Below are 22975 nucleotides of genomic sequence, written 5' to 3' on the forward strand. Positions count from 1 at the left end.
AGTGGACCGAACGGCAGGCAGGGCAAGCCGACATGAGGGGCGAGGCTGGGCCTGCGTTCAACGGATCCCGCCGCCTGGCGCCCTCGGAATGGCATGGTGTTGTCCATGAACAGAAAGCAGGTCGCCGACTGGATCGCTGCCTACGAGCAGGTGTGGCGGACGCCGGGTACGCAGGCGCTGGCCACGCTCTTCACCGAGGATGCAAGCTATCAGCAGGGGCCGTACTGGACGCCCGTCGTCGGCCTGCCGGCCATCGCCGAGATGTGGGACCAGCAGCGCAAGGGCCCCGACGAGGTGTTCCAGATGACCACGGAGATCGTCGCGGTCGACGGCGACACCGCGGTGTCGCGCCAGGAGGTCCGCTACGGCGACCCGGTCGACCAGGAGTACCGCGACCTTTGGATCATGCGATTCGCGGACGACGGACGTTGCCGGTCGTTCGAGGAGTGGCCGTTCTGGCCGGGACAGCAGCCGGCTGCCTGATCGAAGCGGCCGGCCGTAGGCAGGGTCAGGTGTCGGACGCTGCGGGCTGACTCAGGTGGCGGTCGCGGCGATGGCCGCGTACCGGCGGTCCGGGCGGTCCGGGATCTGCTGTTGCAGGCGCTGAAGCTCGGTGAAGCCGGCCCGCGTCAGGCGAGCGGAGAACTCGTCGACTGGCCAGCGGTACGCGGTGAGAACCTTGTGGTCGAACTCGGCCACCTCGTCCTCGCTGTCGAAGAAGCCGATCACCAATCGCCCGGACGGGGTCAGCATCCGGCGGAACTCGGTGAGCACGTGGTCCAGTTCCGGTGGTGGCAGGTGGATTGTCGAGTACCAGGAGAGGACGCCGGCCACCGAGTGGTCGGGGACGTCCAGTTCGGTCATCGAGCCGAGCCGGAACGCCGGCCCGGGGAAGTTCGCTCGGGCGTGGTCGATGAACTCGGGGACCAGATCGATACCTGTCACCTCGACGCCGAGCGAATGCAGGTAGGCGGTCCAGTGGCCGGGACCGCAACCGAGATCGAGCACCGCGCCGTCCAGACCGCCGAGATGGTCCCGGATGAGAGCCGTGTCGTTCGCATGGGCCTGCCCGCCGCCATCGAACAGTGCGATGTACTGCGCCGACATTGACGAATAGGCATCACGTACCGGCTGGTTGCTCACGGCGACACCTTAGACCCGGCGCGGGATGCTCACGTGCGGTTGAGTACGGCGGCTCAGGCGGAGCGCGGCGGCCGGCCATACGTTGGCACCCATGACCGTGACCATCGAACTTGAGCGCCTCGTCCGGACATCAGACCTGCACGGCCTCGCCAGGTCGACGCAGCAGGCCGTCCTCGCCGCCGGGGCTCGGCCCGCGCAAGACGAAGGTCCCGAGGGCGTACGCAAGGAGCTGCACCCCGAGGAGCTTGAGCGCCGATCGTCCTGATCTGTCAACCTCGGCATACGCAACCGAACGGAGGACGTCGCTCGATGTACCGGCGGCGCTACTCACTGCCGCTGGGCCGCGCGGCTGGTGGCGGTCGCGTGTGCGGGAGCATCCGCGCCGACAGCCCACCAGGCGCCGATGTGTCACCTGGGCGGGCGGCCGGTCGCGAGACCAACGTGGCTGCCGACGTCCTCGCTGTCTGCGGCGGCCAGCACGGCGTCCAACAAGCCGGGGAAACGGGTGTGCAGGTCCTCGCGGCGCAGCACGACGTAACACCGGGTGCCTTCCTGGCGAGTGCGGGTGAGCCCCGCAGCGCGCAGCACCCGCAGATGGTGGCTCAGCGTCGACTTGGACACCGGCGTTCGCAGCTCTCCCCAGCCGCGTTCGTGGCCGTCGGACAGCAGTCGGATCAGGCCGATCCGGAGCGGGTCGCTGAGCGCGGCCATCACTTCGGTGAGGGTCATCTCGGCGAGTTCCGGGTGCTGCGGATCTTTCACACGAACCATGGTAGCTTGTTCGATGTTCTACGAACGTCGAACAAAGGTGGAGCTGTGACCGCACCCCCAGACACCGGCCCATTCACCGGTCGCGTGGCCGTCATCACCGGAGCAGGATCAGGAATCGGCCGCGCGGCCACGATCGCGATCGCCGAGGCCGGCGCACACGTCCTCGGTGTCGGACGCCGCGCGGAGGCACTGCACCGCACCGCGCAAGAGCATCCCGGCATCGCCGTTCTCGCCACCGACATCCGCGCGACCGACGCCGGCCAGGCAATCATCGACGCCGCCGTCGACCGGTGGGGTCGGGTCGACGTGCTGGTAAACAACGCCGGCGCCACAGCCGTCATGCCGCTCGCCGACACGGTCGCCGACCGCATCACCGAGATGTTCGACCTCCACGTCACCGCACCCAGCATGCTCGCCCACGCGGCTCTACCCCACCTGCGGCACACCCGCGGCACCATCATCAACATCTCCAGCACCTACGGCCATCGCCCGGTGGCCGGCGCTGCCCACTACGCCGCGTCCAAAGCCGCCCTCGAACAGCTCACCCGATGCTGGGCACTGGAACTGGCCACCGACGGCATCCGGGTCAACGCCCTGGCCCCCGGCCCCACCGAAAGCGAAGCCCTGCGCGCCGCCGGCCTGCCCGAACCCATGGTCAACCAGATCAAACAGGACGAAGCCGCACGCGTCCCACTGGGCCGCCGCGGCCACCCCGACGACGTGGCCACATGGGTGCTCCGGCTCGCCGACCCCGCCGCCACCTGGCTCACCGGACAAGTCCTCACCATCGACGGCGGCCTCGAACTCACCTGAGAGCAGCAACTCGGCTGACCAACGGCCGCTTCCCAACCCCTGAAACCTTGTAACCAAGATCGCCGGAGACACCGGCCGGGGTTTCCCACCGGACCAGGCGGCGGCGCCGCGGTGGTATCAGCGTTCGGTCGAGCTCGGCACCGTGCCCGCGCTCCGGATGGTCGGGCTCATGTACGGCACCGGTCAGGGCGTTCCGGTTGACCAGGACGAGGCCGAGCGACATTGGGCGCCTGGTCGAACTCGTCGCGGTTTCGGGCGATGTCGCTCTGGTGGTCGCGGACCCAGTGCACGAGGCCGTTCACGGCCTCATGCAGCGAACGGCCGAGTGGCGTCAGGGCATATTCCACCCTCGGGGGCACTTCCGGGTACGCGGTCCTGGTCACCAACCCATCGCGGGTGAGTGCGCGCAGCGTCTGGCTGAGCATCCGCTGGGAGATGCCGGTGACCTGCTCGTGTAGCGCGGTGAAGCGCAGCGGGCCGGACGCCAGGACTGTGATGGTCAGCAGCGTCCACTTGTCGCCGACCCGCGCGAGTACGTCACGGACGAGTTCGATCGTCCGTACGCAGTCCGGCGCGACCCCGCGCTGCGCGAGTTCGGCCGCAAGGGAGCTTCTCATGGCTTGGTTCCTCACGGCTCAGTTACTGACTTCAAAGTGCGTATGGGAGAGCCGGACTAAATCGGATGGTCGCACGTTTCTTACTGATCGTAACTGGTGTGCGGCCAACCCTGGGCGGCCGTGACGGCGGAAGGAACGATATGGTCCGGCACGACACGTTCACGATCTCGCGGCACCTCGACGTGCCACCGGGTGAAGTCTTCAGGGCGTTCGCCGACACCGCGATCAGGCGGCGGTGGTTCCGGCTCCCCGGCAAGGTGGCTTCCTACCAGCACGACTTCCGGGTGGGCGGGGGCGAGACGGCCCGCAGTACTTACACCGGGCTGGACACCGCGCCCGAACGGCTGGAGTACCGGTCGCGATACATCGACATCGCCGGTGCCCACTGGATCGTCTATGGCTACGAGGCCATCGTCGACGGCGAACTGCGATGGACCTCGCTGGTGACCGTCCGGCTCGGCGTCGAAACGGGCGGAACCTGCCTGGAATGGACCGAACAGGTGACCTTCCTCCGATGCGAGGGCGACGGCAGTGTGGACCTGGCGCACCTGCGCGGCGCAAGCGTGCTCCGGCTGAACGGGCTCGACGCGGCCCTGCGATCCGGACCTCCGGACCCGCGACGGCGGTGAAGTCAGATTGAGTTCGGGGTGCACGAAGTTCCTGCCGTCGTCCGGGCGCAGGCCGACCTCGTTCTGCTCCCACAGTTTGCGGAACTCGTCGCTCTGCTCAAGGAGCAGCTCGGTGAGCGGCGCCCGAGGTGAACAACGATGCTGCGGGCGGGACCGGTGTAGCCGGTGGTCTCGCCGGTGAGGGCGACGCCGAGCGCGTTCTGCCGGAGCGTCTCGCCGAGTTCGCTGACGATCTCGGCCGGGGTGTCGTCGAGACGGTCGAGTACCCGTAGCAGGCCAGGACTGATGTGGTCGCTGGTGGTGCCGCGCGGCGGAGGACGGTGCCCGGCCAGCCGGAACAGGTGGTCGCGCTCGTCGAGCGACAGGTGCAGGCCCTGCGCGATCGAGGCGATCATCTGCTCGGACGGGTGTGGCCCGCGCTCGCGTTCCAGCCGGGAGTAGTAATCGGTCGACATGTGGCAGAGCAGGGCCGCCTCCTCGCGTCGCAGGCCGCTGGTCCGGCGGCGAGGCCCGGCAGCAATAACCGCAGCGGCGTCGCTGATCGGCCCTCGATAATGGCCGGCGTGGAAGAGGTCACGGTCGTCGTCGCCCATGATGAGCGCGCGACCCTGCGTGTCGGTGATGTGTTCCTGAAGGTCGACAGTGATCAGGCACGCATCGATGTCGAGGTCGAGGCGATGCGGCTGGCGCCCGTGCCGACCCCCGAGGTCCTGTGGCGCAAGCCGCCCGTCCTAGCGATCACCGCTGTCCCCGGCGCGGCACTCGGCCGCCTCGGCGAGCCGTCGCCCGCGTCGCCGGCGGCGTGGGCCGCGGCGGGCGCGATGATCCGGACGCTGCACGACGCGCCACCACCGCCATGGGCCGGCAGGAAGCTCGTCGGACTGGACGCGGAACTCGAACGAGAATGCGCCTGGCTCGTCGACAGCGGTGTCCTGCCCGCCGACCTGGTCGACCGCAACCGCGAGATAGCCGAGGCGGCGCTTCGGCCGTGGACGCCGGTGTTCATGCACGGAGACCTGCAGATCACCCACATCTTCACCGACGGCGACCAGATCACCGGCGTGATCGACTGGTCCGAGGCGGCGCCCGGCGATGCGCTGTACGACCTGGCCGTGCTGACCCTCGGGCACGAGGACCGTCTCGATGATCTCCTGACCGGTTACGGCACCGACGTCGACCGGGATGTGATTCGCGCGTGGTGGTCGCTACGCAGCCTGCTGGCGTCCCGCTGGCTGATCGAACACGGCTTCGACCCGTCCGCGCCGGGTTGCGAGTTCGACGTACTCAGATCGCGAATGTGAGGCAGCACGAGCCCGCCGTCCGGACCTGCCGATGAGTGCGCATTCGATCATGCCGTGGGACGGGCGTCGCCGAACCAGGTTGCCAGCGCGTGCTGTACTCGGACAACTGCTCGAGCGCGGGTGTGCCTCTGCTGGTCGTTGGCGGGTAGTCCGTCGTTCCAGCGCCGCAGCCGTCGGTCACGTGATCGGTACCCAGAATCGCAACTTCCCGCCGCATCGGTTCTCCAAGATGCCGCCGTTGGACTCAATGACCCTGCGGGATGCGACATTGTCCACATCGCACATCACCAACGCGGACTCGATGCCTAAGCTGCGCGCGACCGGCAATGCGGCGCGCAGCATCTCGGACGCATGGCCCTGACGCCGCGCCGACGGCCGCACGTCGTAGCCAATGTGACCGCCAACCTCCCGCAACTGAGGGGTCAACCGATGCCGGATCGCGAGGCGACCGAGGTAATCGTCGTCCTGGATCCACCACAGCGTGGTCGACGGCACGTGGCCGTCAGGCCGGGGTGAGTCCTCCAGGGACTGGGACCGCAACCAGTCGACGTACGCGGCGAAGCCCTCCACCGTTGCCCAGCGGAGGCCAAACTCGCGCAGCTCAGCCCCGATCATGGTGTGGTCTCCCGAGCTACCGCGTCCCTCAGCGCGAAACTCCGCCATGGCGGCAACGAACGATCGATGCACCCGGACGATGGGCGGGCTCAGCTCGGGCATAGCGACATTGGTATCGAATCGGCCATGCCGCGACATCCTCCGTTCGGTCCCGGGACGGGCGTTGCCTCATGCCGGAGGGCTGGGATTTCCGTTCGGTGCAGCCGACCGGGTGGACGACGGGTCCCGATGATTGGCGGTGATCCTGGCCGTTTGCTCGTGGGCTCGGTTCAGGATCGCCTCGGCCTCCCGTCGGGCGGCGGTCACGATCGCCTCGCTCTCGCGCCGTGCCTCGTCGCGGTGGTCGTTGGCCTGTTCCTCGGCGAGTTTGAGGATCTGTTCTACCTGGGTGTTCAAGTCACCGAGGCTGGGCCGCTGGCGGTTGCGGCGTCGTGGGGCAGCGACCGTTGTTCCGGTGGGCGGCCCGTCGCCTGCCACCCCAGTTTCCTCATCGCGGTCGACCGGGCCGTCTCCGGCGACATCGCTTTCCGTCGTACCGACCAGGCAGAGTGCGGCACCGAGCACGGCAATCGCGACGCCGGACCAGACAGCTGCCGGACCGAGGGACGGACCGATTGCGACGCCGACGCCGAGCCCGACAAGGGCGGCGGCAGTCTTGGCCGGCTTGCGCATGGCTGCTCCTCGGATGGTCTGGACATGAGCTTGCGGTTTCAGCATGGCGAACGAGTCAACCCGGATCGCCCCCGGGCGACCCGCCTGAACGCGGGAGACAACTGGGCCGATCGAGCCCACGCTGCGAAACCTTCTAACGGTCGATGAAGGCGCCTGCACGGGCGGCGGTAGTCGCGCTGCGGGCGACAAGGTCGGGAAGGCGCGCCTTGGCTGCCGACCGCAGGAGTACCAGCTCGTGATACAGCGGAGCGGTTGCGGCGACGAGTAGTCGCCGCGCATCGGTGCCCGCCGGTATCTCACCGCGTTCGACGGCGCGCCGCACGATGTCTGTGCAGCGGTCGTACCGGCCGGTCCAGAAAGCCTGCAGGGCCTCGGCGGCCTGCTCGGAGCGGAACGACGCGGCGATCAGCGCCACGGTCACCGGGTCGGCGGTCAGTGCGGCATAGACCTCGTGGTTGACCGCGACCAGGTCCCCTTCAAGCGAACCCGTGTCGGGCGGGCGCCACGCGTCGACGCTCGCCTCGTTCAGGACGTCGGCCAGCAGGCCACCGACATCCCGCCAGCGCCGGTACACCGTCGTCCGGTGTACACCCGAGCGGTCGGCCACCACGTCAATGCTCAGGGAGTCGTAGCCGTGCTGCACCAACTGGGCGAGCGCGGCGTCGAGCACGCGGCGTCGTACCGCGGCGCTGCGCCCGCCGGGACGGCGGGTGGGGGCGGTGACGGACTCGTCGGGATCGCTTGTCGGTCGTGGGGACGCCATGCCAGGATATTAACGCTACAGAAGTAGTCTTAACGAGCGGGGCGTCCGTGACACCTGATCCCACAGTCCTTCACCCGGTGGCGACGCATCCACGTGTCGTGTTCCTCAAGGCGCTGGTCACGTCTCCGAAGATCACCGTGGGGGACTACACGTACTACGACGATCCCGACGACGCGACCGGCTTCGAGCGGCACAACGTGCTCTACGGCTACGGACCGGAACAGCTGATCATCGGCAGGTTCTGCGCGATAGCGGCGGGAACCCGGTTCCTGATGGCCGGCGGCGACCACCCGGTCGTGGGCCCGTCCACCTTCCCGTTCACCCTCTTCGGCGGCGAGTGGGCCGAGCGGACCCTCGATGTCGTGAGCGCCATGCCCAGTCGAGGCGACACCATCGTCGGCAACGACGTGTGGTTCGGCTACCGGGCCACTGTCATGCCGGGAGTACGCATCGGCGACGGGGCGATCATCGCGGCGGGCGCGGTGGTCACCAGCGACGTCCCGGCCTACACGATCGTCGGCGGGAATCCGGCGCGACCGATCCGCCAACGCTTCGGCGACCGAGACATCCACCGGCTGCGCAGGGCTGCGTGGTGGGATTGGCCTGCCGATCTGATCAACCAGCACTGCCGCACGCTGATGACCGGCACACCAGCCGAGATCGAACGCATCGCCATCGAGAACGGACTGGAGCGAGCCCGGTGAAGTACGCGTTCATTGAGGAACACCCAGTTGCCGAGGCCGGCCGCGGCCTGTACGCCGTCACCACCGGACCCGACGGTGCATTGTGGTTCACACTCGCCCACAGTGGCGAGATCGGACGCATGATCCCCGGTGAGGAGCCCACCACGTACCAACTCGACCCTGCCGGGCAGCCCACGATCATCGTCACCGGCCCCGACCGGGCGCTGTGGTTCACCGAGTCTCGGGCCCACCGCATCGGCAGAATCAGCGTCGACGGCGCGACCACCCGATTCCCCGTAACCAGCCGCAACGGCGGGCCGTACGGCATCGCCCCCGGGCCCGACGGTGCCCTGTGGTTCACCGAGATGAACGCCGATCGAATCGGCCGGATCACCACTGGCGGCGAGACCACCGCCTTCCCGCTCCCGGCCACCGGCGCCTACCCGTCGGCCATCACCGCCGGTGCCGACGGCGGCATGTGGTTCACGATGAACCAGGCGAACGCGATCGGCCGGATCGGTACGGACGGCACCATCACCATTCACCCGCTGCCGACGCAGGCAGCGGCCCCCGTAGGGATCACCGCCGGGCCCGACGGCGCCGTCTGGTTCGTCGAGATCGCTGCCGGCCAGATCGGACGGATCACCCCCGACGGCGCGATCGACGAGTTTCCGCTACCGGACCGCGCCGGTCGTCCGCACGCCATCACCGGCGATGACAAGGGCAACCTGTGGTTCACCGAATGGCGGGGCAACCGGGTCGGCTCCATCACGCCGGACGGGAAAATCGAAGTCCATGACCTGCCCACCCCGCGCTCCGAGCCGCACGGCATCACCCTCGGACCCGACGGCAACCTGTGGACGGCATTGGAAAATGGCACCCTGGCCCGAATCGTCGGGGCTCAGTCCGGTCGGTCAGCCGCCCGGCGTGCGGCGCGTTCGTGGCGGTCGACGGCTTGGCCGTGAGCGATGGCGAGGAGCCGGTCGATCTCGGGCAGCAGGTGCGGGCCGGGCATGACGATGCTGCCGAAGCCGTACAGCGCGTAGCCCGGGTGCGGTACGAGAGTGTCCAGCCGGGCGAAGTCGAACTCCTGCCGGTGCTCCTCGAACGCCTTGGGTGGGAAGCCGAACAGTCTCTCGAACTCGGCTCGGCCCAGGTCGAGGTTGAGGCGGAAGACGCCGGGACGGTCGAGCTGGGAGGCGTCGTCGAAGCCGGGCACGTCGTGGTCGACGATGGTGGCGAAGGGCTGGCGGCGGTCGGGGCCGACGTAGAAGAACCGATCGCCGCCGGCATCCTCGGGTGATCCGTTCTCCTCGTTCGTCACGATCTGCTCGACGCCGGGTAGCGCGAGAATCCGGTCGGCGAGCACGGCCGCGTCGACGCCGGTCGGGATGTGCAGCACCGCGTCGGCATGGTCGATGGTGGCCTGGTCGAGCGGGAAGTAGCGGTGATCGTGCGTTCTCCGCTCGGCCGCTGCTACCTCGGACGCCCGGACGTACCGCGGAAGCATGGTCCCCCGCTGGAGTCTGCCTTCGTAGGTCGACCGGGCGGGCGCCCCGATGCCGAGGGCGGGGCTCGCGCCGAGGCTACCGACGATCACCGCGTACCGGTCATTCAGCAGCGACCCGACGATGGCACCGGCGCCGGCCCACGAGACGTCCTTTCCGGCCATGGTCATCGTGCTCGATTGGCGCTGGAGGTGTGTGTTGTGCGCGAAGACCAGCGTGGGTCCACGGTGTGCCTCGGCCGATCGGATCTGAAGCAGGTTCTCCGCCATCAGCGCGTCCCGGACCCCGGCCAGGCGGGCGAAGCGTTCCTCCCGCTTCAGTGGTGCGGCGGCCGCCGCGTGGTAGCGCAGCACCGCGACGGCGGACATGGCCTGCACGAACGCTGCCGGCCAGCCCTCGGCCAGTCGGGGTGCGTTCAGGTACAGCTCGATCAGCAGCTCGTCGGCGATCACCCGCAGGCGCTGGGCGTCGGCCGACCGCCCGACCGACCTGCCGGGCTCCCAGATAGCAGCGGGGTCGCTCCACCGCGCCTCGTCCCCGATCAGGTCGTCGATTTCCGTCGATCGGTCGAGGCCGAGGAAGTCGCAGGTCCGGATGAGGTAGTGCCGGGGACTCGGGGCACCCTCGATCTCCAGCGGGGCATCGAAGCCGTGAAACGTCAGGCGTTCGGAGGCCGGTCGGCCGGCGTTCCACTCGCGCATCCGCAGCAGCAGGTCACGGTTGGCCGGGGCGCCGCCGAACCCGTGGCTGAACCCTTCGGTGAGCGCACGGTCGAGCGTGACGGCGGTGGAGCCCTGGACGAACTCGTTGGCGATCAGCCCCGCCGCCCGGTCGCTCTCCAGCGCGATCGACCGGTAGCCCCGCACGGCCAGCGACATGAAGGTCTCGTTGCGGATCTGGAGGAAGGCGGACTCGCCGTGCGTCGGCTCGCCGAGCGCGAGCAGCGTCGGCGGTACGGCAAGCAGGTCAAGAAGGGACGTCATTGCATCAACCGTATCGTTGAACTACCGGTTGAGACTTTTCAGCGATCGAGCGAGGTGACCGCCCTGAAACCCTCCAACCCAGGGGTACGCCGACCAGTCGACCTCGCGCGCCGGCACGGCCTCTCCGCGCAGGCCGTGCGCAACTACGAGCGGGATGGCGTACTGCCGCCGGCCCAGCGCAGCCCGACCGGCTACCGCCGATTCACCGAGGTGCACGCGAAGGCGCTGAGCGCCTATCTCGGGCTGATCGCGGGCCACGGCTACCCGGCCAGCGGTGACATCATGCGTGCTGTCAACCGGGGTGACATCGACGCCGCGCTGCGCACGATCGACCACAGCCACGTCGTGCTTCAGCGCGACCGAGACACGTTGGACGCGGTCGAGACGGCGGTCACCGTCCTCGCCGGTTCACCGCGGCAAGCACAGAGCCGGGAAGCAGTACCGATCAGCATGCTGGCCCACCGCCTCGGCGTACGACCCGCGACCCTGCGCAAGTGGGAGCGGGCCGGGGTTCTGCAGCCGGCGCGTGACCCGGCCACCGGCTACCGCGGCTACTCACCAGACGATGTCCGCGACGCCGAACTCGCTCACCTGCTGCGCCGTGGCGGGTACCGGCTCGACCACATCGCCGGCGTGCTGCGTCGGGTGCGCGAGGCCGGGGGCATCGAACCGCTCGCCGCGTCGCTGCGCCAGTGGCGGGAACAACTCACCGCCCGTGGCCAAGCCATGCTCACCGGGGCCGCCCGGCTCGCCGAATACCTCGACGCCGACACCCGGTCCGCCGTTCGGCGCTGAACGCCGCCGGAACGCCCGCCCATACCGTAAGCCGTGGTCGTGGGCTACCGGATGAGGCAGAACGGGTGGCCGGCCGGGTCGGCAAAGACCCTGAAGCGTTCACCGTCTGCGCTCAGCCGACGGCCGCCCAGCTCCAGTGCTCGGGCTTCGCCCGCGTCGAGGTCGTCGACGACGAGGTCGAGATGGGCCTGCTGAGGGTGCGCCGGATCCGGCCAGCGGGGCGGGTTGTAGGCGCTGATCTGCTGGAACATCAGGCTCTTACCGCCACCGGCGATGAGCGCGCCCTCGGGGCCGTCGTAGGTGATCTCCATACCGGTGAGGTCGGCGTAGAAGCGGGCCAGAGCTGACGCGTCGGGAGCGTCGATCGTCACCGCGAACAGCCCCATCACCGGGCCGACACCCTGCGCCTGGCAGAGATCGAATGGATGACCGGCCGGGTCGGCCAGGGTGATCCAGGTCGGGCCGTCGGCCAGCCGGACCGCACCGAGGGCGACCGCGCGCTCGGCCGCCGCCTGGGGATCGTCGGTCTGTAGATCCAGGTGGAACTGCTGCGGGTGCTCCTGCCCGGGCCACCGCGGCCCGACATGGTCGGGCGCGCGCTGAAACTCGACCTCTTGACCATCCGGAGTCCGGAGGCCGAACCGGTCAGGATCCTGACGGACGACGTCCCAGCCGGTCAACTCGGCATAAAACAAGCCAACCTTGTCAATGTCCGCCGCGTCGAAGATGGCCAGGTCCAGGTGAGCAGTCACGGTCATGGCCACATCCTGCCTCAGCCCACCGACACGGACCTCCGCTACGACACGAGGGGCGCGAAGCGCCACGGCAACCCACGCAGAAGGATCTCGCTCGAACGGGCATCCTCGTGAGTTGTCGTGCCCGGATGGGAGGGTTGAGGCGTGTACGAGGAATGGTCGTCACCGCTGCCGTACGTCGTGGCCTGGCAGAGTGTCACGCCGCCGGGCGGTGGATCCACGCGGATTGTGCCGGACGGCTGTCTCGACATCATCTGGTGGGATGGCACGGTTTTCGTCGCCGGGCCGGACACGACCGCTCAGGTCGAGTCTGTTGTGCCTGGTAGTCGGTACGTTGCGCTGCGGTTCGGCGCGGGCACCGGGCCCGGTGTGCTGGGCGTGCCCGCCTTCGAGTTGGTCGATCGGCGGGTGCCGCTGGACGCGGTGTGGCCGGCGGCCGTCGTGCGGGCCATCGCCGAGTCCGACGATCCGGCCGCCGCGCTGACCTCGGCGGCGAGCCGACGCTGGCAAGGGGCCGACCGGGTGATGGTTGCTCTGGCCGGTGCCGCGCAGGCGGGGTTGCCTGTGAGGTCGGTCGCCGAGCGGTGTGGTCTGAGCTCCCGACAGTTGCAGCGGCGCTGCAACACCGCCTTCGGTTACGGGCCGAAGACCTTGCAGCGGATTCTGCGGTTGCAGCGGGCCCTTGCGTTGGCCCGGTCGGGTCGGTCGTTCGCGACGGTGGCAGTCGATGCGGGTTACGCCGACCAGGCCCATCTCGCACGCGAGGTACGGGCGATGGCCGGCGTGCCGCTGAGCGCTCTACTGCGGTGACGGGGTCCAGGCGAAGAGGTCCACGACGTTGCCGTCCGGATCGCGTACCTGTGCATAACGCTGCCCCCACGGCGCGTCCCAGGGCGCGTTGACCGACGAGTGTCCGGCAGCGACCAGGTCGCCGTGGCATCGGTCCACCTCTGCCGCATCGGAGCAGAGAAAGGCCCAGCCGCCGGAGGGCGGTGCCGGCTGGTAACCCGGGTCGAAGGACTGCAACGAGGCGTGGGTGTCCCACATGAGACGGATGCCGCCCGCCACCGTCGTCTCGACGTGCGGCTCCTGCTCGGCACCGTCCGGAAACTCCAGGCCGAGTCGCCGATAGAAGGACAGGGACGCGGCCATGTCGGCCACCGCGAGGCCGATCGCGTTGAAGGTGGGTGCCATGAATTCGACAGTACGAGCATGCCGCCGAAGAAGTCTTGAACGAATCGGACACCGGTCGGCGGTCGGTCGGCCCAGAAGCTGCTCGTTGCCGGGCGCGGCGGTGGACCGCTGACTCCGGCTGAGGCCGAGGACGAGCGTCTGGTTGCGTACGCTCGTAGCACGCGCTCAGAAACGGATCAGCCGGTGCAGCCGGAGGAACGTCTCGGTGAAGCCCAGCTTCGGCCAGGTCCGCGAGGAGAGCAGGTTGGTGACTCGCCAGTCGGTGACCACGCTGTCGAAACCCGCCGACACCGCCCAGTCGATGACCGCCGTGCCGAGGGCTCGTCCGGCGCCGACGCCGCGTGCGTGCGGAAGGACCGCCGCGAACCCGAGGAACCCGGCGTGCTCCGGGCGGGCCAGACTCAGGTGGGCGCTCGACTTTTCCAGCGCGCAGCCGATGGCAGAGCCGATGACCTGGCCGCCCGCCTCGGCCACGAAGGTGGCGTACCCGGGGTTGTCGATGTCGGCCGTCCACTCGGCGACGGTCTCCTCCAGCGTGCCCATCGGGCCGGCGGAGAAGGTCGGGGACTGTCCCTGATGCAGCGGCAATTCAAGATCGAGTTGAGCGAGCAGCGGGATGTCGGCCCGGGTCGCCCGACGCACCGACAGCCCGGCCGGGGTGGCCGTTGCCAGCCGTGCGGCGGGCCGGATGGCGTGCGCGTGCTGCTGGCCGAAGCCCAGTCGGAACCAGGCTTGTACCAGCTCCGCGTCGTGTGCCGGAACGACGACGTAGTGCGCCGTGCGGCCCTCGTCGACCCATCGGGTGGCGGCGAGCGCGTACAGGTCGCGCATCACCTCGGGATCGGTGGCCGCCATCCCGGCGGCCTCCACCCAGATGTTCGGCCCCCACAGCGGTGACGGCTTCGGCGCACCGAGGACGAAACCCACCGGGCCACCGGCGCGGTGGGCGACCGCCCCCGAGGCGTCCGGCGTCTCGTACGCGGTGGTCAGCTCGGCCAGCGCCGCGGCGGCGTCCTCGAAGCGGGCGGACAGCAGCGGCTGGGCGACGCGGTGCCGGCGGTGCCGCTCGGCCAGCAACGTGGCGCAGGCAGCCAGATCGGCGGCCGTGAGCGGCCGTAGCTCGGCGCGGGACATGGCCGGCACCCTACGCACCACCGGGCGTCGCGGTCATCCGGGTTTCGACGGCGCGGGCGCGGCCTCGGCAGTGACCGGCTGCCTCAGGATGGTGCGCTGTTTCTCGGGTGCGACCCTGCGGAAGTCACTGAGGTATATCTCGTGGTGCTTCCCGGTCATGCGCAGCCCCTGGGCCGGGATGAACTCTTCGTGCAGCTGGGCGAGCACGGCTGTTTCGTCGTCGAAGGCACCGACGTGCAGCGTCTGCACGCAACGTCCTTCGGACAGGGTCTCCAGGCGGATGTCATCGAGGCGTACCGGCTGATTCTTTGCCCCGGCCTGCGTGACGGCGGCGTCGAACATGGCCCGGTCGACCCAGTCCGGGACCATCAGCAACAGGGTCCAGCTCCACCGTGACTTGTCCCGCGACGTGGTGAAGGCGGCCATGTCCTCGGCCCACCACAGGCCCTCCAGCGGCGGGACGACGTAGTCGCGCCCGAGGTGCCGCTTGCTGGCGAACTTGAGCTTGTACGCCACCGGATAGAGAGCCTCGACGGCGGTGGTGAAGGCGGGTGAGGTGTTGGGGTCGCCGTGGCCGTCGATCATGAGGTACCGCATGTCGGGTACGTCCAGGACACGGAACCGCCCCCGGTGCGCCTGGTAGACGTCAGCGGTCTTCTTGAAGTCAGTCTTGTCTGTCATCGGGTGCCTGAGCCGGGTCGACCGGCGCGCCGCGAAGCCGACCTCGTTGCCGTCGGGGTCGCGGTAGATCACCTTGCCACTATAAACGTATACCGCAGCCCCGGGATTGCGGCAAGACCCCGGTCGTGGCGCACAATCGTCGGCCGAGCGGCAAGAATGGGTGCACTTGGGGGACTGATGTTTGATGCGATCATTGTCGGCGGTGGGCCCACTGGCATGATGTTGGCGAGCGAATTGCGGCTGCGGGGCGTCAGCGTGCTCGTGTTGGAGAAAGAGGCCGAGCCGCCGCCGTTCGTGCGGTCGCTCGGGCTGCACGTGCGCAGCATCGAGGTGATGGATCAGCGGGGGTTGTTGGAACGGTTCCTCGAAAACGGTAAGCAGTTTCCGATCCGGGGATTCTTCGCGGGTATCGACAAGCCCGCCCCCAGTGGACTGGACACCGCCCACGGATATGTGCTCGGGATCCCGCAGACGCTCACCGATCGGCTGCTCGCCGAGCACGCGGCCGAGGTTGGCGCCGAGATCCGGCGGGGCTGCGCGGTGGTCGCGCTGGAGCAGGACGACGACGGGGTGACCGTCCACCTCGGAGACAGCAGCGTGTCGCCGGTGCGCGCCCGGTTCGTGATCGGTTGTGACGGCGGGCGCAGCACGGTTCGGAAGCTGCTCGGTGTCGGCTTCCCGGGCGAGCCCTCCCGAGTCGACACGCTGCTCGGTGAGGTCGAGGTGACGGCCTCGCCGGAGGACATCGCCGAGGTGGTGACCGAGGTACGCAAGACCGAGAAGCGGTTCGGGGTCGGGCCGTCGGGCACGCCGGGGACATTCCGGGTGGTCGTGCCGGCGGAGCACGTGGTCGAAGACCGGTCGCAGCCGCCGACGCTCGCGGAGTTCCAGCAGCAGCTGCGCGCGTACGCGGGCACGGACTTCGGGCTGCACTCGCCCCGCTGGCTGTCGCGCTTCGGCGATGCCACCCGCCAGGCGGAGCGATACCGGGTCGGACGGGTGTTCCTGGCCGGTGACGCCGCGCACGTGCACCCGCCGATGGGCGGTCAGGGGCTGAACCTCGGGATCCAGGACGCGTTCAACCTGGGTTGGAAGGTGGCGGCGGCGATCAACGGCTGGGCGCCGGACGATCTGCTGGACAGCTACGAGTCCGAGCGGCATCCGGTGGCAGCGGACGTGCTCGACAACACGCGGGCCCAGATGGAGTTGACCACCAACGAGCCCGGACCGCAGGCCGTCCGACGGTTGCTGGCGCAGCTGATGGACTTCAACGACGTCAACCGGTTCCTGATCGAGAAGATCACGGCGATCGGTGTCCGGTACGACTTCGGCGAGGGCCCTGCCCTGCTCGGGCGGCGGCTGCGCGACGTCCACGTCAAACGTGGGCGGCTGTTCGAGCTGATGCGCTCCGGGAATGGGCTGCTACTCGACCAGACCGGGCGGCTCGCGGTGGACGGCTGGCGCGACCGGGTAGATCATGTCGTCGACACCACCGAGGAACTGGACGTGCCGGCGGTCCTGCTTCGGCCGGACGGGCACGTCGCGTGGGTCGGCGCGGACCAGCAGACCCTTGAGGTGGCGCTAACCAGGTGGTTCGGTGGTGCTCGCTGACACGCACCGAGAACGAGGAGGTCGGCATGCCGTTGCCGCGGTGGCTCGCCCGGTTCAACAAACGGTTCGTCAACCCGCGGGAAGTCCGTCGGGGCGTCCGACCGGTCCTGACGCACGTGGGCAGATCGTCCGGCAGGACGTACCAGACTCCGCTGGACGCCCACCCGCTGCCCGACGGATACCTGTTCCTTCCGCTGTACGGGCCGCGTACCGACTGGGTCCGCAACGTCCTCGCAGCCGGAACGGCGCGGCTGTCCGTCGACGGCGAGCAGGTGCAGTTGGATTCTCCTCGGCTGGTGCGCAAGCAGGAGGTCTGGTCGCTGGTTCCGGCGGGCACCAAGGCGCCACCGGGCATCTCCGACGAGTCCGAACTGCTGCGGATGAACCTTCGCCGAGACTGACCAGCGGACCGAGGGCCGGCCCCGGTCTGTCGCAGGGGCCGGGCAGAATCACGTTCGTGCTGGTGGCGGTGGTGTCCGACGACCGGGGCGGGGGAAGTCTGCAACCCCTCGACCCGACCGGTGCGCCGCTGGGCGCGCCCGAACCGGTCGTCGATCTGCCCGCCGCGGTGGCCGCCCGGGAACGCACCGACCAGCCGCGCTGGGTGTGGGCATCCGGGGCCGCGCTCTACCCGACGCTGCTCCGCGCCGGGGTCATGGTGCAGCGGTGCCACGACGTGGAGTTGACCGAGGCGCTGCTGCTCGGGTACGCGGGCCGGTGGGGTGAGCCCCGCGGGCTGGCAGCGGCCTGGGCGCGGTTGACCGGTGCGCCGGTGCCGGCCGATCCGCCGCCCCGCGCCGCCACCCCGCCCGGCACCGGTCAGGCCGCGCTCTTCGACGCCGTGCCGGGGCCGCCGGGCCCCGGCATCACCGCCCTGACCCGGGTGTACGCCGACCAACTCGGCCGGGTCGCGGCGACCGGTGACCCGGGGCGGTTCCGGCTGCTCGTGGCGGCCGAGTCGGCCGGTGCGTTGATCGCGGCCGAGATGGGCGCGGCCGGGCTGCCCTGGCGGGCCGACGTGCACGACGCGGTCCTCGCCGAGTTGCTGGGTGAACCCTCTCCGGTGGGTGGGCCGCCGCGCCGGCTGGCGGAGTTGGCCGCGCGGATCGCCGCCGCGTTCGGGGTCCGGCAGGTGCACGCGGACAGCCCGGCCGAGCTGCTGAAGGCGTTCGCGCGGGTCGGCGTGGAGCTGCCGAACACCCGGGCCTGGGTGCTGCGCGGGGTCGATCATCCAGCGGTGCCGCTGATCCTGGAGTACAAGGAGCTGTACCGGATCTGGACGGCGCACGGTCGGGCGTGGCGGGACGCCTGGGTGCGCGACGGACGGTTCCGCCCGGAGTACGTCCCCGGCGGGGTGGTGTCAGGGCGGTGGGCCACCCGGGGCGGCGGCGCGTTGCAGATTCCAAAGGTGATCCGCCGGGCGGTGGTGGCCGACCCCGGCTGGCGGTTCGTGGTGGCCGACGCCGGGCAGTTGGAGCCACGGGTGCTGGCCGCGGTCTCCGGTGACGTCCGGCTCGCCGCCGCCGGAGCGACCGGTGACCTTTACGCCGCACTGGCTCGGGACGCGTTCGACGGTGACCGTGGCCGGGCCAAGCTGGCGCTGCTCGGGGCCATGTACGGGCAGACCGGTGGGGCCGCGGTGCCCGCGCTGGCAGTGCTGCGACGCAGCTATCCGACCGCGTTCGGCTACGTCGAGGCGGCGGCGCGGACCGGCGAGGTGGGCGGCCTGGTGCGTTCCTGGTTGGGGCGGACCTGCCCGCCCGGCACGGTGGGGTTCGGCGTGGACGAGGAGGGCGTGACGGATCCGGAGGCGGGCAGTGACGCCCAGTCACCCCGGGCTCGGGCGGCCCGAGCCCGGGGTCGGTTCACCCGCAACTTCGTCATCCAGGCCACCGCGGCCGAGTGGGCGTCCACCCTGCTCGCGGTGCTCCGCGGCGAGTTGGCCGGCACCCGGGCCGAGTTGGTCTTCTTCCAGCACGACGAGGTGATCGTGCACTGCCCGGCGGAGCAGGCCGGGCAGGTCGCCGAGGCGGTCGATCGGGCCGGTCGACGAGCCGCCGCGCTGCTGTTCGGGGATACTCCGGTGCGTTTCCCGTTGGATCTGTCTGTCGTGGAGTGTTATGCCGACGCGGCCTGAGAGGACGTGCTGCGGCGATCGCCCCGGCCGACGCTGCGGTGAAACTGTTCACCAGAATTTCGTGGCCCATACATCTCTGCACAACAGGGAATTTGTCTGCCGGAAAAGGCATCGCCCGCTGTTTTGGCGTACGCCCGCCGTATGTCACCCTGGCTCCGCAAAGGTGACCACTTCGATCGACATGGTGTCGGGTCCGGGAGGCGGCATGGCCAGACGCGTCTATCTGCATATCGGTGCGCCGAAAACGGGAAGCACCTATGTGCAGAACGTGCTCTGGAACAATTGTGCCGCTCTGCGGGACGCCGGCATTCTTCTGCCGGGCAGTGCCGTGGCGCACGACCACGCGATGGCCGATCTGCGGGCGGCGCCCTGGCGGGACAGCGACGTCTACTGGACCTGGGACCGGCTGGCCGAGAAGGCACGCAGCTGGCCGGGTGATGTGATCATCAGCAACGAGGGGCTGGGTGCGGCGACCAGCGAACAGGCCGCCCGGGCGGTGGAGAGCCTGGAGGCCGCCGAGGTCCATGTCATCGCGGCCGGCCGCGACCTGTGGCGGACCTTCCCGTCCTTCTGGCAGCAGAGCATCCGGGCGCGCAGTGGCTGGCGGTTCGGGGCGTTCATGCGCGCCGTCGAGAATGGCAGGGCCGAGGCCTTCTGGAACAACCACACGGCACCGCGCATGCTGCGCCGCTGGGGCGACCTGGTCCCCGCTGAGCACCGGTACCTGGTGACGGTTCCGCCGCCCGGCGCACCGAGGGACCTGCTCTGGCAGCGGTTCGCCGGCATCCTGGGGATCCCGGACGGGCTGTGCCAGCTGGCGGAACCGACCTCGAACCCGTCGCTCGGCGCGGCCGAGATCGAACTGCTGCGCCGGGTCAACCTGGCGTTGGGCGACAGGTATCCGCTGCGGACGCCGTACCAGAGGGTGGTCCAGCGGCATCTCGTCGACGCCGTGCTCAAACGGCGCGAGGGCGTGCCCTTCGGCGTCGGCCTGGACCGGGCCGACTGGGTGCGGGACCTGGCGGAGCAGCAGATCAAGGAGCTTCAGGACTATCCGTGCCGGATCGTCGGTGACCTCGACGACCTGCGGCCGACCGTGATGCGGCAGAGCATCAGCCCCGACGAACTGGACGAGGAACAGCTGCTCCAGGTCGCTGTCGAGACGATCGTCGGCATGCTGGGTCACGCCGACAGCCTCAGTCCGCAGCCGGACGGCCGAGCCGACGCCGTCAACGTCCTCTCCCGGCTCAGGACCCGCGCGGCCGGTGGCGTCAAGCGCCGGCTGCGGCTGGCCACCCGACGCGAGCTGTAGCCCGACGCGAGCACGATCCCGGTCGAGCTGAGCGGACACCCGAGGGTCTCCTGTTGACCGACCGGCGGCCGTCTCGCGGTCAGCTCGCGCTGCCACCATGCCCCGGTGCTGACACCGACGAGCGTCATTGCGTACCGACTCCTGGGCGGGGTGGGTGGCGCCCTGCTGGCGGTCGCCGGTTGCGGTGCCGGCGCACTGCCGGTGCGGGACGCCCTGTGGTGGGCGGCCTTTCGGCATGCCGACCGGCCCGCGTTGGTGGCCGGCTACGCCGGTCTGACCCTGCTCACGCTCGCCTGGTGGTGTGCTGGCCGCGACCTGCGCCGGCCCGGCCGCACGCCGGACAATCCCGCCCGGGCCCGAGGCGCCGCCGTCACGTTGGCCTGTTGGGCCGGGCCGTTGCTGCTGGCACCGCCGATGTTCTCCCGCGATGTCTACAGCTACCTGGCTCAGGGCGCGATGGTCCTGGCCGACCTGGATGTCTACCGGGTGGGCGTGGCGCACCTCGGTGGACACCTCGCCACCGAGGTGCCGCAGATGTGGCAGCAGACGCCCGCGCCGTACGGGCCGGTCTTCCTGTCCCTCGTCGCCGGAGTTTCCTGGTTCACCGGAGGGCACCTGGCGCTCGGCGTACTGATGCTGCGGCTCGTCGCACTGGCCGGGGTGGCGCTTCTCGTGATCAACCTGCCGCGTCTGGCGCACCACTGTGGGGTCGACCCGGCAGCCGCTCTCTGGCTGGGGGTGCTCAACCCGCTCGTTCCGCTGCACCTGGTCGCGGGTGCCCACAACGAGGCGGTGATGCTGGGCCTGCTCGTGCTCGGCCTTCGGCTGGCGCTCGCCGACCGGTTCGGCGCGGCCACCGTGCTGGTCACGTTCGCCGCCCTGGTCAAGGTGCCGGCGCTGCTGGGCCTGCTGGTGGTGGGCGCGCTTGCCGCCCGGCGCCTCGGCGCCTTCCGGGCGGTGGTGCGGGTCGCCGGCCTCACGGGGGCCAGCGGTGTGGCGGTGACTTGGGCGAGCGGAATCGGATACGGCTGGATCGACGCCCTCGCCACGCCCGTGTACCGGCACAGCTGGTCGGTCTCGACCGCCCTCGGCCGGGGCGCGCAGCGGCTCGCGGAGACGTTCGACCTGCATCTGGGTGCCACGCCGATGCGCGCCGGGGTTCTGCTGGGCCTGTTCGGGCTGCTCGCTGTCGCGGTGGTCGCCTGGCATCAGCGACGTCGGCTGGGTCCGCCGTACGCGGTCGGCCTGGTCCTGCTGGCCGTGGCGCTGCTCGGTCCGGCGACCCGGCCCTGGTACGCGCTGTGGGGGTTGGTGCTGCTCGCCGCGGCGGCGCCGCACGGGCGGCCGCGGCAGGCAGCGGCGCTCGCCGCCACGGTGCTGGCATTTGCGGTCCTGCCCAGCGGTTTCGGCCCGGACCTGGACCAGGCGGTGCTCGCGGCGGCAGGGGTCCTCCTCGGCCTGGCCACCGTCGGTGTGCTGTGGCTGCTCAGCCGGTCCGCCCCGCCCGCCCTGGTGGGTCGCCGATGACCACCACCGGGCGGCCCCGGGCCAGCACCACCGCCCTCAGTGTGACCAGGCCGGCCACGCAGCACAGGCGTCGGACGCTGTTGATCATCGGGCTGGCCACCGCGATCGGCGTGGCGATCGCGGTGCTGCCCGGGCACCGCGGCTGGTTCGACATCGGTGTCTACCACGGCGCGGTACGCCACTGGGCGGACGGCGGCCAACTCTACGAGTGGGTGACCTGGAACCAGTACGGCTTCACCTATCCGCCCTTCGCCGCGTTGGTCATGCTGCCGGTGGCGGCCCTGCCCTGGCATCCGGCGATCGCGGCGAACCTGGCGCTCACCGTCGTGGCAGCCAGCTTCCTGCTGCACCTGCTGGTCGGGCCCGTCGCGCGGCGCGCCGGCTGGCCGAGGTGGCATACCTTCGCGCTGGCGGCCTGCCTGTTCGCCGCGCTCAACCCGGTCCGCGACACGGTCAGTTTCGGGCAGGTGAATCTGCTGCTGATGGCCTTGGTCTACGTCGACCTGTGGCTGTTGGAGCGTCGGCACCGGCTGGCCGGCGTCGGCATCGGACTGGCCGCCGCGATCAAGCTGACGCCGGCGGTTTTCGTCGCGTACCTGCTGGTGACCCGACGGTGGCGGGCCGCCGCGACGGCCACGCTGACCACGGCGGTGGCGACCCTGCTGGCGGCAGTCGTGGCACCGAACGCCACCCGCACCTACTTCACCGAGGCGCTGTGGGACACCGGGCGGGTCGGGAAATTGGAGTACGTGTCGAACCAGTCGCTGCTGGGTCTGGTTGCCCGGCTCGACCCGGCGCATCCCGACCGGTTGCTGTGGCTGTGCCTGGTGGCCGCAGCGCTCGCCTTCTGGTGGTACCAGGTCCGACGGGCCGCGGGGGACGAACGCCTCGGGTTCGCCTTCACCGGGGTCCTCGGGGTGCTGGTCAGCCCGGTCAGCTGGGTGCACCATCTCGTGTGGCTGGTGCCTGGGTTGATCGTCCTCGTCGGCGCGACGCTGCCGTGGCCGTCGACCAGATCCGTCGAACGATGGCGGCTGCGGGCCGGGGTCGTCGGGTACGCGGTGCTGAGCAGCGGAGTCGTGTGGATTTTCGCCAACGGGTCCAGCGGACCGCACGGTTTTCTCGGCGGCAACGCCTATCTGCTGGTCGCGGTGGCGATGCTGCTGCTGCCGATTTCGGGCGATGCGGGCCGCCGCACGCCGGATGGGATGTCCGTGCAATCCGGATAGATACCCAATTTACACCAAATGCCCCGCCACTCTCCTCCGACCGCTGTCGTTGCAAACGGTGTGCGTAGGACGGGAGGGTCGGGGTCACGCGGCCCCGACCGC

Annotated in this window: 27 protein-coding genes; 15 read left to right on the plus strand and 12 right to left on the minus strand. The window is 70.0% G+C overall.

What is annotated here, in order from left to right; all coding sequences use genetic code 11:
* Window positions 1-105 precede the first annotated feature (105 nt).
* Window positions 106-483 (plus strand): nuclear transport factor 2 family protein, encoded by a 378-nt coding sequence (locus KBX50_RS14555; protein WP_210937566.1) that lies wholly within the window; start codon window positions 106-108, stop codon window positions 481-483.
* Window positions 484-534: 51 nt separating this feature from the next.
* Here the strand turns inward: KBX50_RS14555 and KBX50_RS14560 are convergent, their stop codons facing one another.
* Window positions 535-1107 (minus strand): class I SAM-dependent methyltransferase, encoded by a 573-nt coding sequence (locus tag KBX50_RS14560; protein ID WP_247673733.1) that lies wholly within the window; start codon window positions 1105-1107, stop codon window positions 535-537.
* A gap of 127 nt (window positions 1108-1234) precedes the next feature.
* On the opposite strand from KBX50_RS14560, the gene KBX50_RS14565 reads away from it, so the two are divergent.
* The gene (locus KBX50_RS14565) at window positions 1235-1408 is read left to right on the plus strand and encodes a hypothetical protein (protein WP_210937568.1); all 174 of its coding nucleotides are present in this window, start codon (window positions 1235-1237) and stop codon (window positions 1406-1408) included.
* 143 nt (window positions 1409-1551) lie between these two features.
* On the opposite strand, the gene KBX50_RS14570 is transcribed toward KBX50_RS14565, so the two are convergent.
* Entirely contained in the window at window positions 1552-1914 is a 363-nt protein-coding gene (locus KBX50_RS14570) for a helix-turn-helix transcriptional regulator (RefSeq protein WP_210937569.1), read from the minus strand.
* Between the two features lie 45 nt (window positions 1915-1959).
* On the opposite strand from KBX50_RS14570, the gene KBX50_RS14575 reads away from it, so the two are divergent.
* Entirely contained in the window at window positions 1960-2727 is a 768-nt protein-coding gene (locus tag KBX50_RS14575; protein ID WP_307870956.1) for an SDR family oxidoreductase, read from the plus strand.
* Between the two features lie 167 nt (window positions 2728-2894).
* On the opposite strand, the gene KBX50_RS14580 is transcribed toward KBX50_RS14575, so the two are convergent.
* Window positions 2895-3344, minus strand: a complete 450-nt coding sequence (locus tag KBX50_RS14580; RefSeq protein WP_210937570.1) for a helix-turn-helix domain-containing protein — start codon at window positions 3342-3344, stop codon at window positions 2895-2897.
* Window positions 3345-3484: 140 nt separating this feature from the next.
* On the opposite strand from KBX50_RS14580, the gene KBX50_RS14585 reads away from it, so the two are divergent.
* Window positions 3485-3973 (plus strand): SRPBCC domain-containing protein, encoded by a 489-nt coding sequence (locus KBX50_RS14585; RefSeq protein WP_210937571.1) that lies wholly within the window; start codon window positions 3485-3487, stop codon window positions 3971-3973.
* 2 nt (window positions 3974-3975) lie between these two features.
* Here KBX50_RS14585 and KBX50_RS14590 read toward each other — a convergent pair whose 3' ends face one another.
* Window positions 3976-4566 (minus strand): helix-turn-helix domain-containing protein, encoded by a 591-nt coding sequence (locus KBX50_RS14590; RefSeq protein WP_307870957.1) that lies wholly within the window; start codon window positions 4564-4566, stop codon window positions 3976-3978.
* On the opposite strand from KBX50_RS14590, the gene KBX50_RS14595 reads away from it, so the two are divergent.
* The gene (locus tag KBX50_RS14595; protein ID WP_210937642.1) at window positions 4528-5274 is read left to right on the plus strand and encodes a phosphotransferase family protein; all 747 of its coding nucleotides are present in this window, start codon (window positions 4528-4530) and stop codon (window positions 5272-5274) included. The genes KBX50_RS14590 and KBX50_RS14595 overlap by 39 nt on opposite strands.
* A gap of 177 nt (window positions 5275-5451) precedes the next feature.
* On the opposite strand, the gene KBX50_RS14600 is transcribed toward KBX50_RS14595, so the two are convergent.
* From KBX50_RS14600 to KBX50_RS14610, 3 genes are all read right to left on the minus strand, one after another.
* The gene (locus tag KBX50_RS14600; protein ID WP_210937572.1) at window positions 5452-5991 is read right to left on the minus strand and encodes a GNAT family N-acetyltransferase; all 540 of its coding nucleotides are present in this window, start codon (window positions 5989-5991) and stop codon (window positions 5452-5454) included.
* Between the two features lie 66 nt (window positions 5992-6057).
* Window positions 6058-6681 carry a DivIVA domain-containing protein gene (locus KBX50_RS14605; protein ID WP_210937573.1) on the minus strand — a complete coding sequence of 208 codons (624 nt, stop codon included), beginning with the start codon at window positions 6679-6681 and terminating at the stop codon, window positions 6058-6060.
* A 13-nt stretch (window positions 6682-6694) separates the two neighbouring features.
* Window positions 6695-7231, minus strand: a complete 537-nt coding sequence (locus KBX50_RS14610) for a TetR/AcrR family transcriptional regulator (RefSeq protein ID WP_210937643.1) — start codon at window positions 7229-7231, stop codon at window positions 6695-6697.
* Between the two features lie 140 nt (window positions 7232-7371).
* Here KBX50_RS14610 and KBX50_RS14615 point away from each other — a divergent pair, with 140 nt between their 5' ends.
* Window positions 7372-8028: a CatB-related O-acetyltransferase gene (locus tag KBX50_RS14615; RefSeq protein ID WP_374224631.1), complete on the plus strand. Its 657-nt coding sequence runs from the start codon at window positions 7372-7374 to the stop codon at window positions 8026-8028.
* On the plus strand, window positions 8025-8972 hold the full coding sequence (locus KBX50_RS14620) for a virginiamycin B lyase (RefSeq protein WP_307870958.1): 948 nt from the start codon (window positions 8025-8027) through the stop codon (window positions 8970-8972). Before KBX50_RS14615 ends, KBX50_RS14620 begins: the two co-directional genes overlap by 4 nt.
* Here KBX50_RS14620 and KBX50_RS14625 read toward each other — a convergent pair.
* A complete protein-coding gene (locus tag KBX50_RS14625; RefSeq protein WP_210937575.1) occupies window positions 8909-10498 on the minus strand; it encodes a DUF6194 family protein in 1590 nt (529 codons plus the stop codon). The two genes, KBX50_RS14620 and KBX50_RS14625, sit on opposite strands and share 64 nt — an antisense overlap.
* A gap of 54 nt (window positions 10499-10552) precedes the next feature.
* Between KBX50_RS14625 and KBX50_RS14630 the strand changes: the two genes are divergently transcribed.
* Window positions 10553-11293 (plus strand): TioE family transcriptional regulator, encoded by a 741-nt coding sequence (locus KBX50_RS14630; protein WP_307870959.1) that lies wholly within the window; start codon window positions 10553-10555, stop codon window positions 11291-11293.
* 44 nt (window positions 11294-11337) lie between these two features.
* Here KBX50_RS14630 and KBX50_RS14635 read toward each other — a convergent pair whose 3' ends face one another.
* Entirely contained in the window at window positions 11338-12051 is a 714-nt protein-coding gene (locus KBX50_RS14635; protein WP_210937577.1) for a VOC family protein, read from the minus strand.
* A 141-nt stretch (window positions 12052-12192) separates the two neighbouring features.
* Between KBX50_RS14635 and KBX50_RS14640 the strand changes: the two genes are divergently transcribed.
* Window positions 12193-12858, plus strand: a complete 666-nt coding sequence (locus KBX50_RS14640) for an AraC family transcriptional regulator (protein WP_210937578.1) — start codon at window positions 12193-12195, stop codon at window positions 12856-12858.
* Here KBX50_RS14640 and KBX50_RS14645 read toward each other — a convergent pair.
* The 3 genes from KBX50_RS14645 to KBX50_RS14655 all read right to left on the minus strand — a co-directional run bounded on the left by KBX50_RS14645 (window position 12847) and on the right by KBX50_RS14655 (window position 15057).
* Window positions 12847-13242 carry a VOC family protein gene (locus tag KBX50_RS14645; protein ID WP_210937579.1) on the minus strand — a complete coding sequence of 132 codons (396 nt, stop codon included), beginning with the start codon at window positions 13240-13242 and terminating at the stop codon, window positions 12847-12849. The genes KBX50_RS14640 and KBX50_RS14645 overlap by 12 nt on opposite strands.
* A gap of 165 nt (window positions 13243-13407) precedes the next feature.
* Entirely contained in the window at window positions 13408-14376 is a 969-nt protein-coding gene (locus tag KBX50_RS14650; protein ID WP_210937580.1) for a GNAT family N-acetyltransferase, read from the minus strand.
* A 33-nt stretch (window positions 14377-14409) separates the two neighbouring features.
* On the minus strand, window positions 14410-15057 hold the full coding sequence (locus tag KBX50_RS14655) for a GyrI-like domain-containing protein (RefSeq protein WP_210937644.1): 648 nt from the start codon (window positions 15055-15057) through the stop codon (window positions 14410-14412).
* A 177-nt stretch (window positions 15058-15234) separates the two neighbouring features.
* Here KBX50_RS14655 and rox point away from each other — a divergent pair, with 177 nt between their 5' ends.
* From rox to KBX50_RS14685, 6 genes are all read left to right on the plus strand, one after another.
* Window positions 15235-16668 carry a rifampin monooxygenase gene (gene rox / locus KBX50_RS14660; protein WP_210937581.1) on the plus strand — a complete coding sequence of 478 codons (1434 nt, stop codon included), beginning with the start codon at window positions 15235-15237 and terminating at the stop codon, window positions 16666-16668.
* A 26-nt stretch (window positions 16669-16694) separates the two neighbouring features.
* Window positions 16695-17069, plus strand: coding sequence for a nitroreductase family deazaflavin-dependent oxidoreductase (locus tag KBX50_RS14665; RefSeq protein ID WP_210937582.1), 375 nt, complete (start codon window positions 16695-16697; stop codon window positions 17067-17069).
* A 26-nt stretch (window positions 17070-17095) separates the two neighbouring features.
* Complete coding sequence (locus KBX50_RS14670; RefSeq protein ID WP_210937645.1) at window positions 17096-18805, plus strand: bifunctional 3'-5' exonuclease/DNA polymerase; 1710 nt, start codon at window positions 17096-17098, stop codon at window positions 18803-18805.
* 205 nt (window positions 18806-19010) lie between these two features.
* The gene (locus KBX50_RS14675; RefSeq protein WP_210937583.1) at window positions 19011-20117 is read left to right on the plus strand and encodes a hypothetical protein; all 1107 of its coding nucleotides are present in this window, start codon (window positions 19011-19013) and stop codon (window positions 20115-20117) included.
* Between the two features lie 105 nt (window positions 20118-20222).
* Window positions 20223-21644 carry a polyprenol phosphomannose-dependent alpha 1,6 mannosyltransferase MptB gene (gene mptB, locus KBX50_RS14680; RefSeq protein ID WP_210937584.1) on the plus strand — a complete coding sequence of 474 codons (1422 nt, stop codon included), beginning with the start codon at window positions 20223-20225 and terminating at the stop codon, window positions 21642-21644.
* Window positions 21641-22873, plus strand: a complete 1233-nt coding sequence (locus KBX50_RS14685; protein WP_210937585.1) for a glycosyltransferase 87 family protein — start codon at window positions 21641-21643, stop codon at window positions 22871-22873. The genes mptB and KBX50_RS14685 overlap by 4 nt, the downstream gene beginning before the upstream one ends.
* Window positions 22874-22975 lie beyond the last annotated feature (102 nt).

The organism is Micromonospora sp. C51 (assembly GCF_018070435.1).
Taxonomy (GTDB): Bacteria; Actinomycetota; Actinomycetes; order Mycobacteriales; family Micromonosporaceae; genus Micromonospora; species Micromonospora sediminimaris.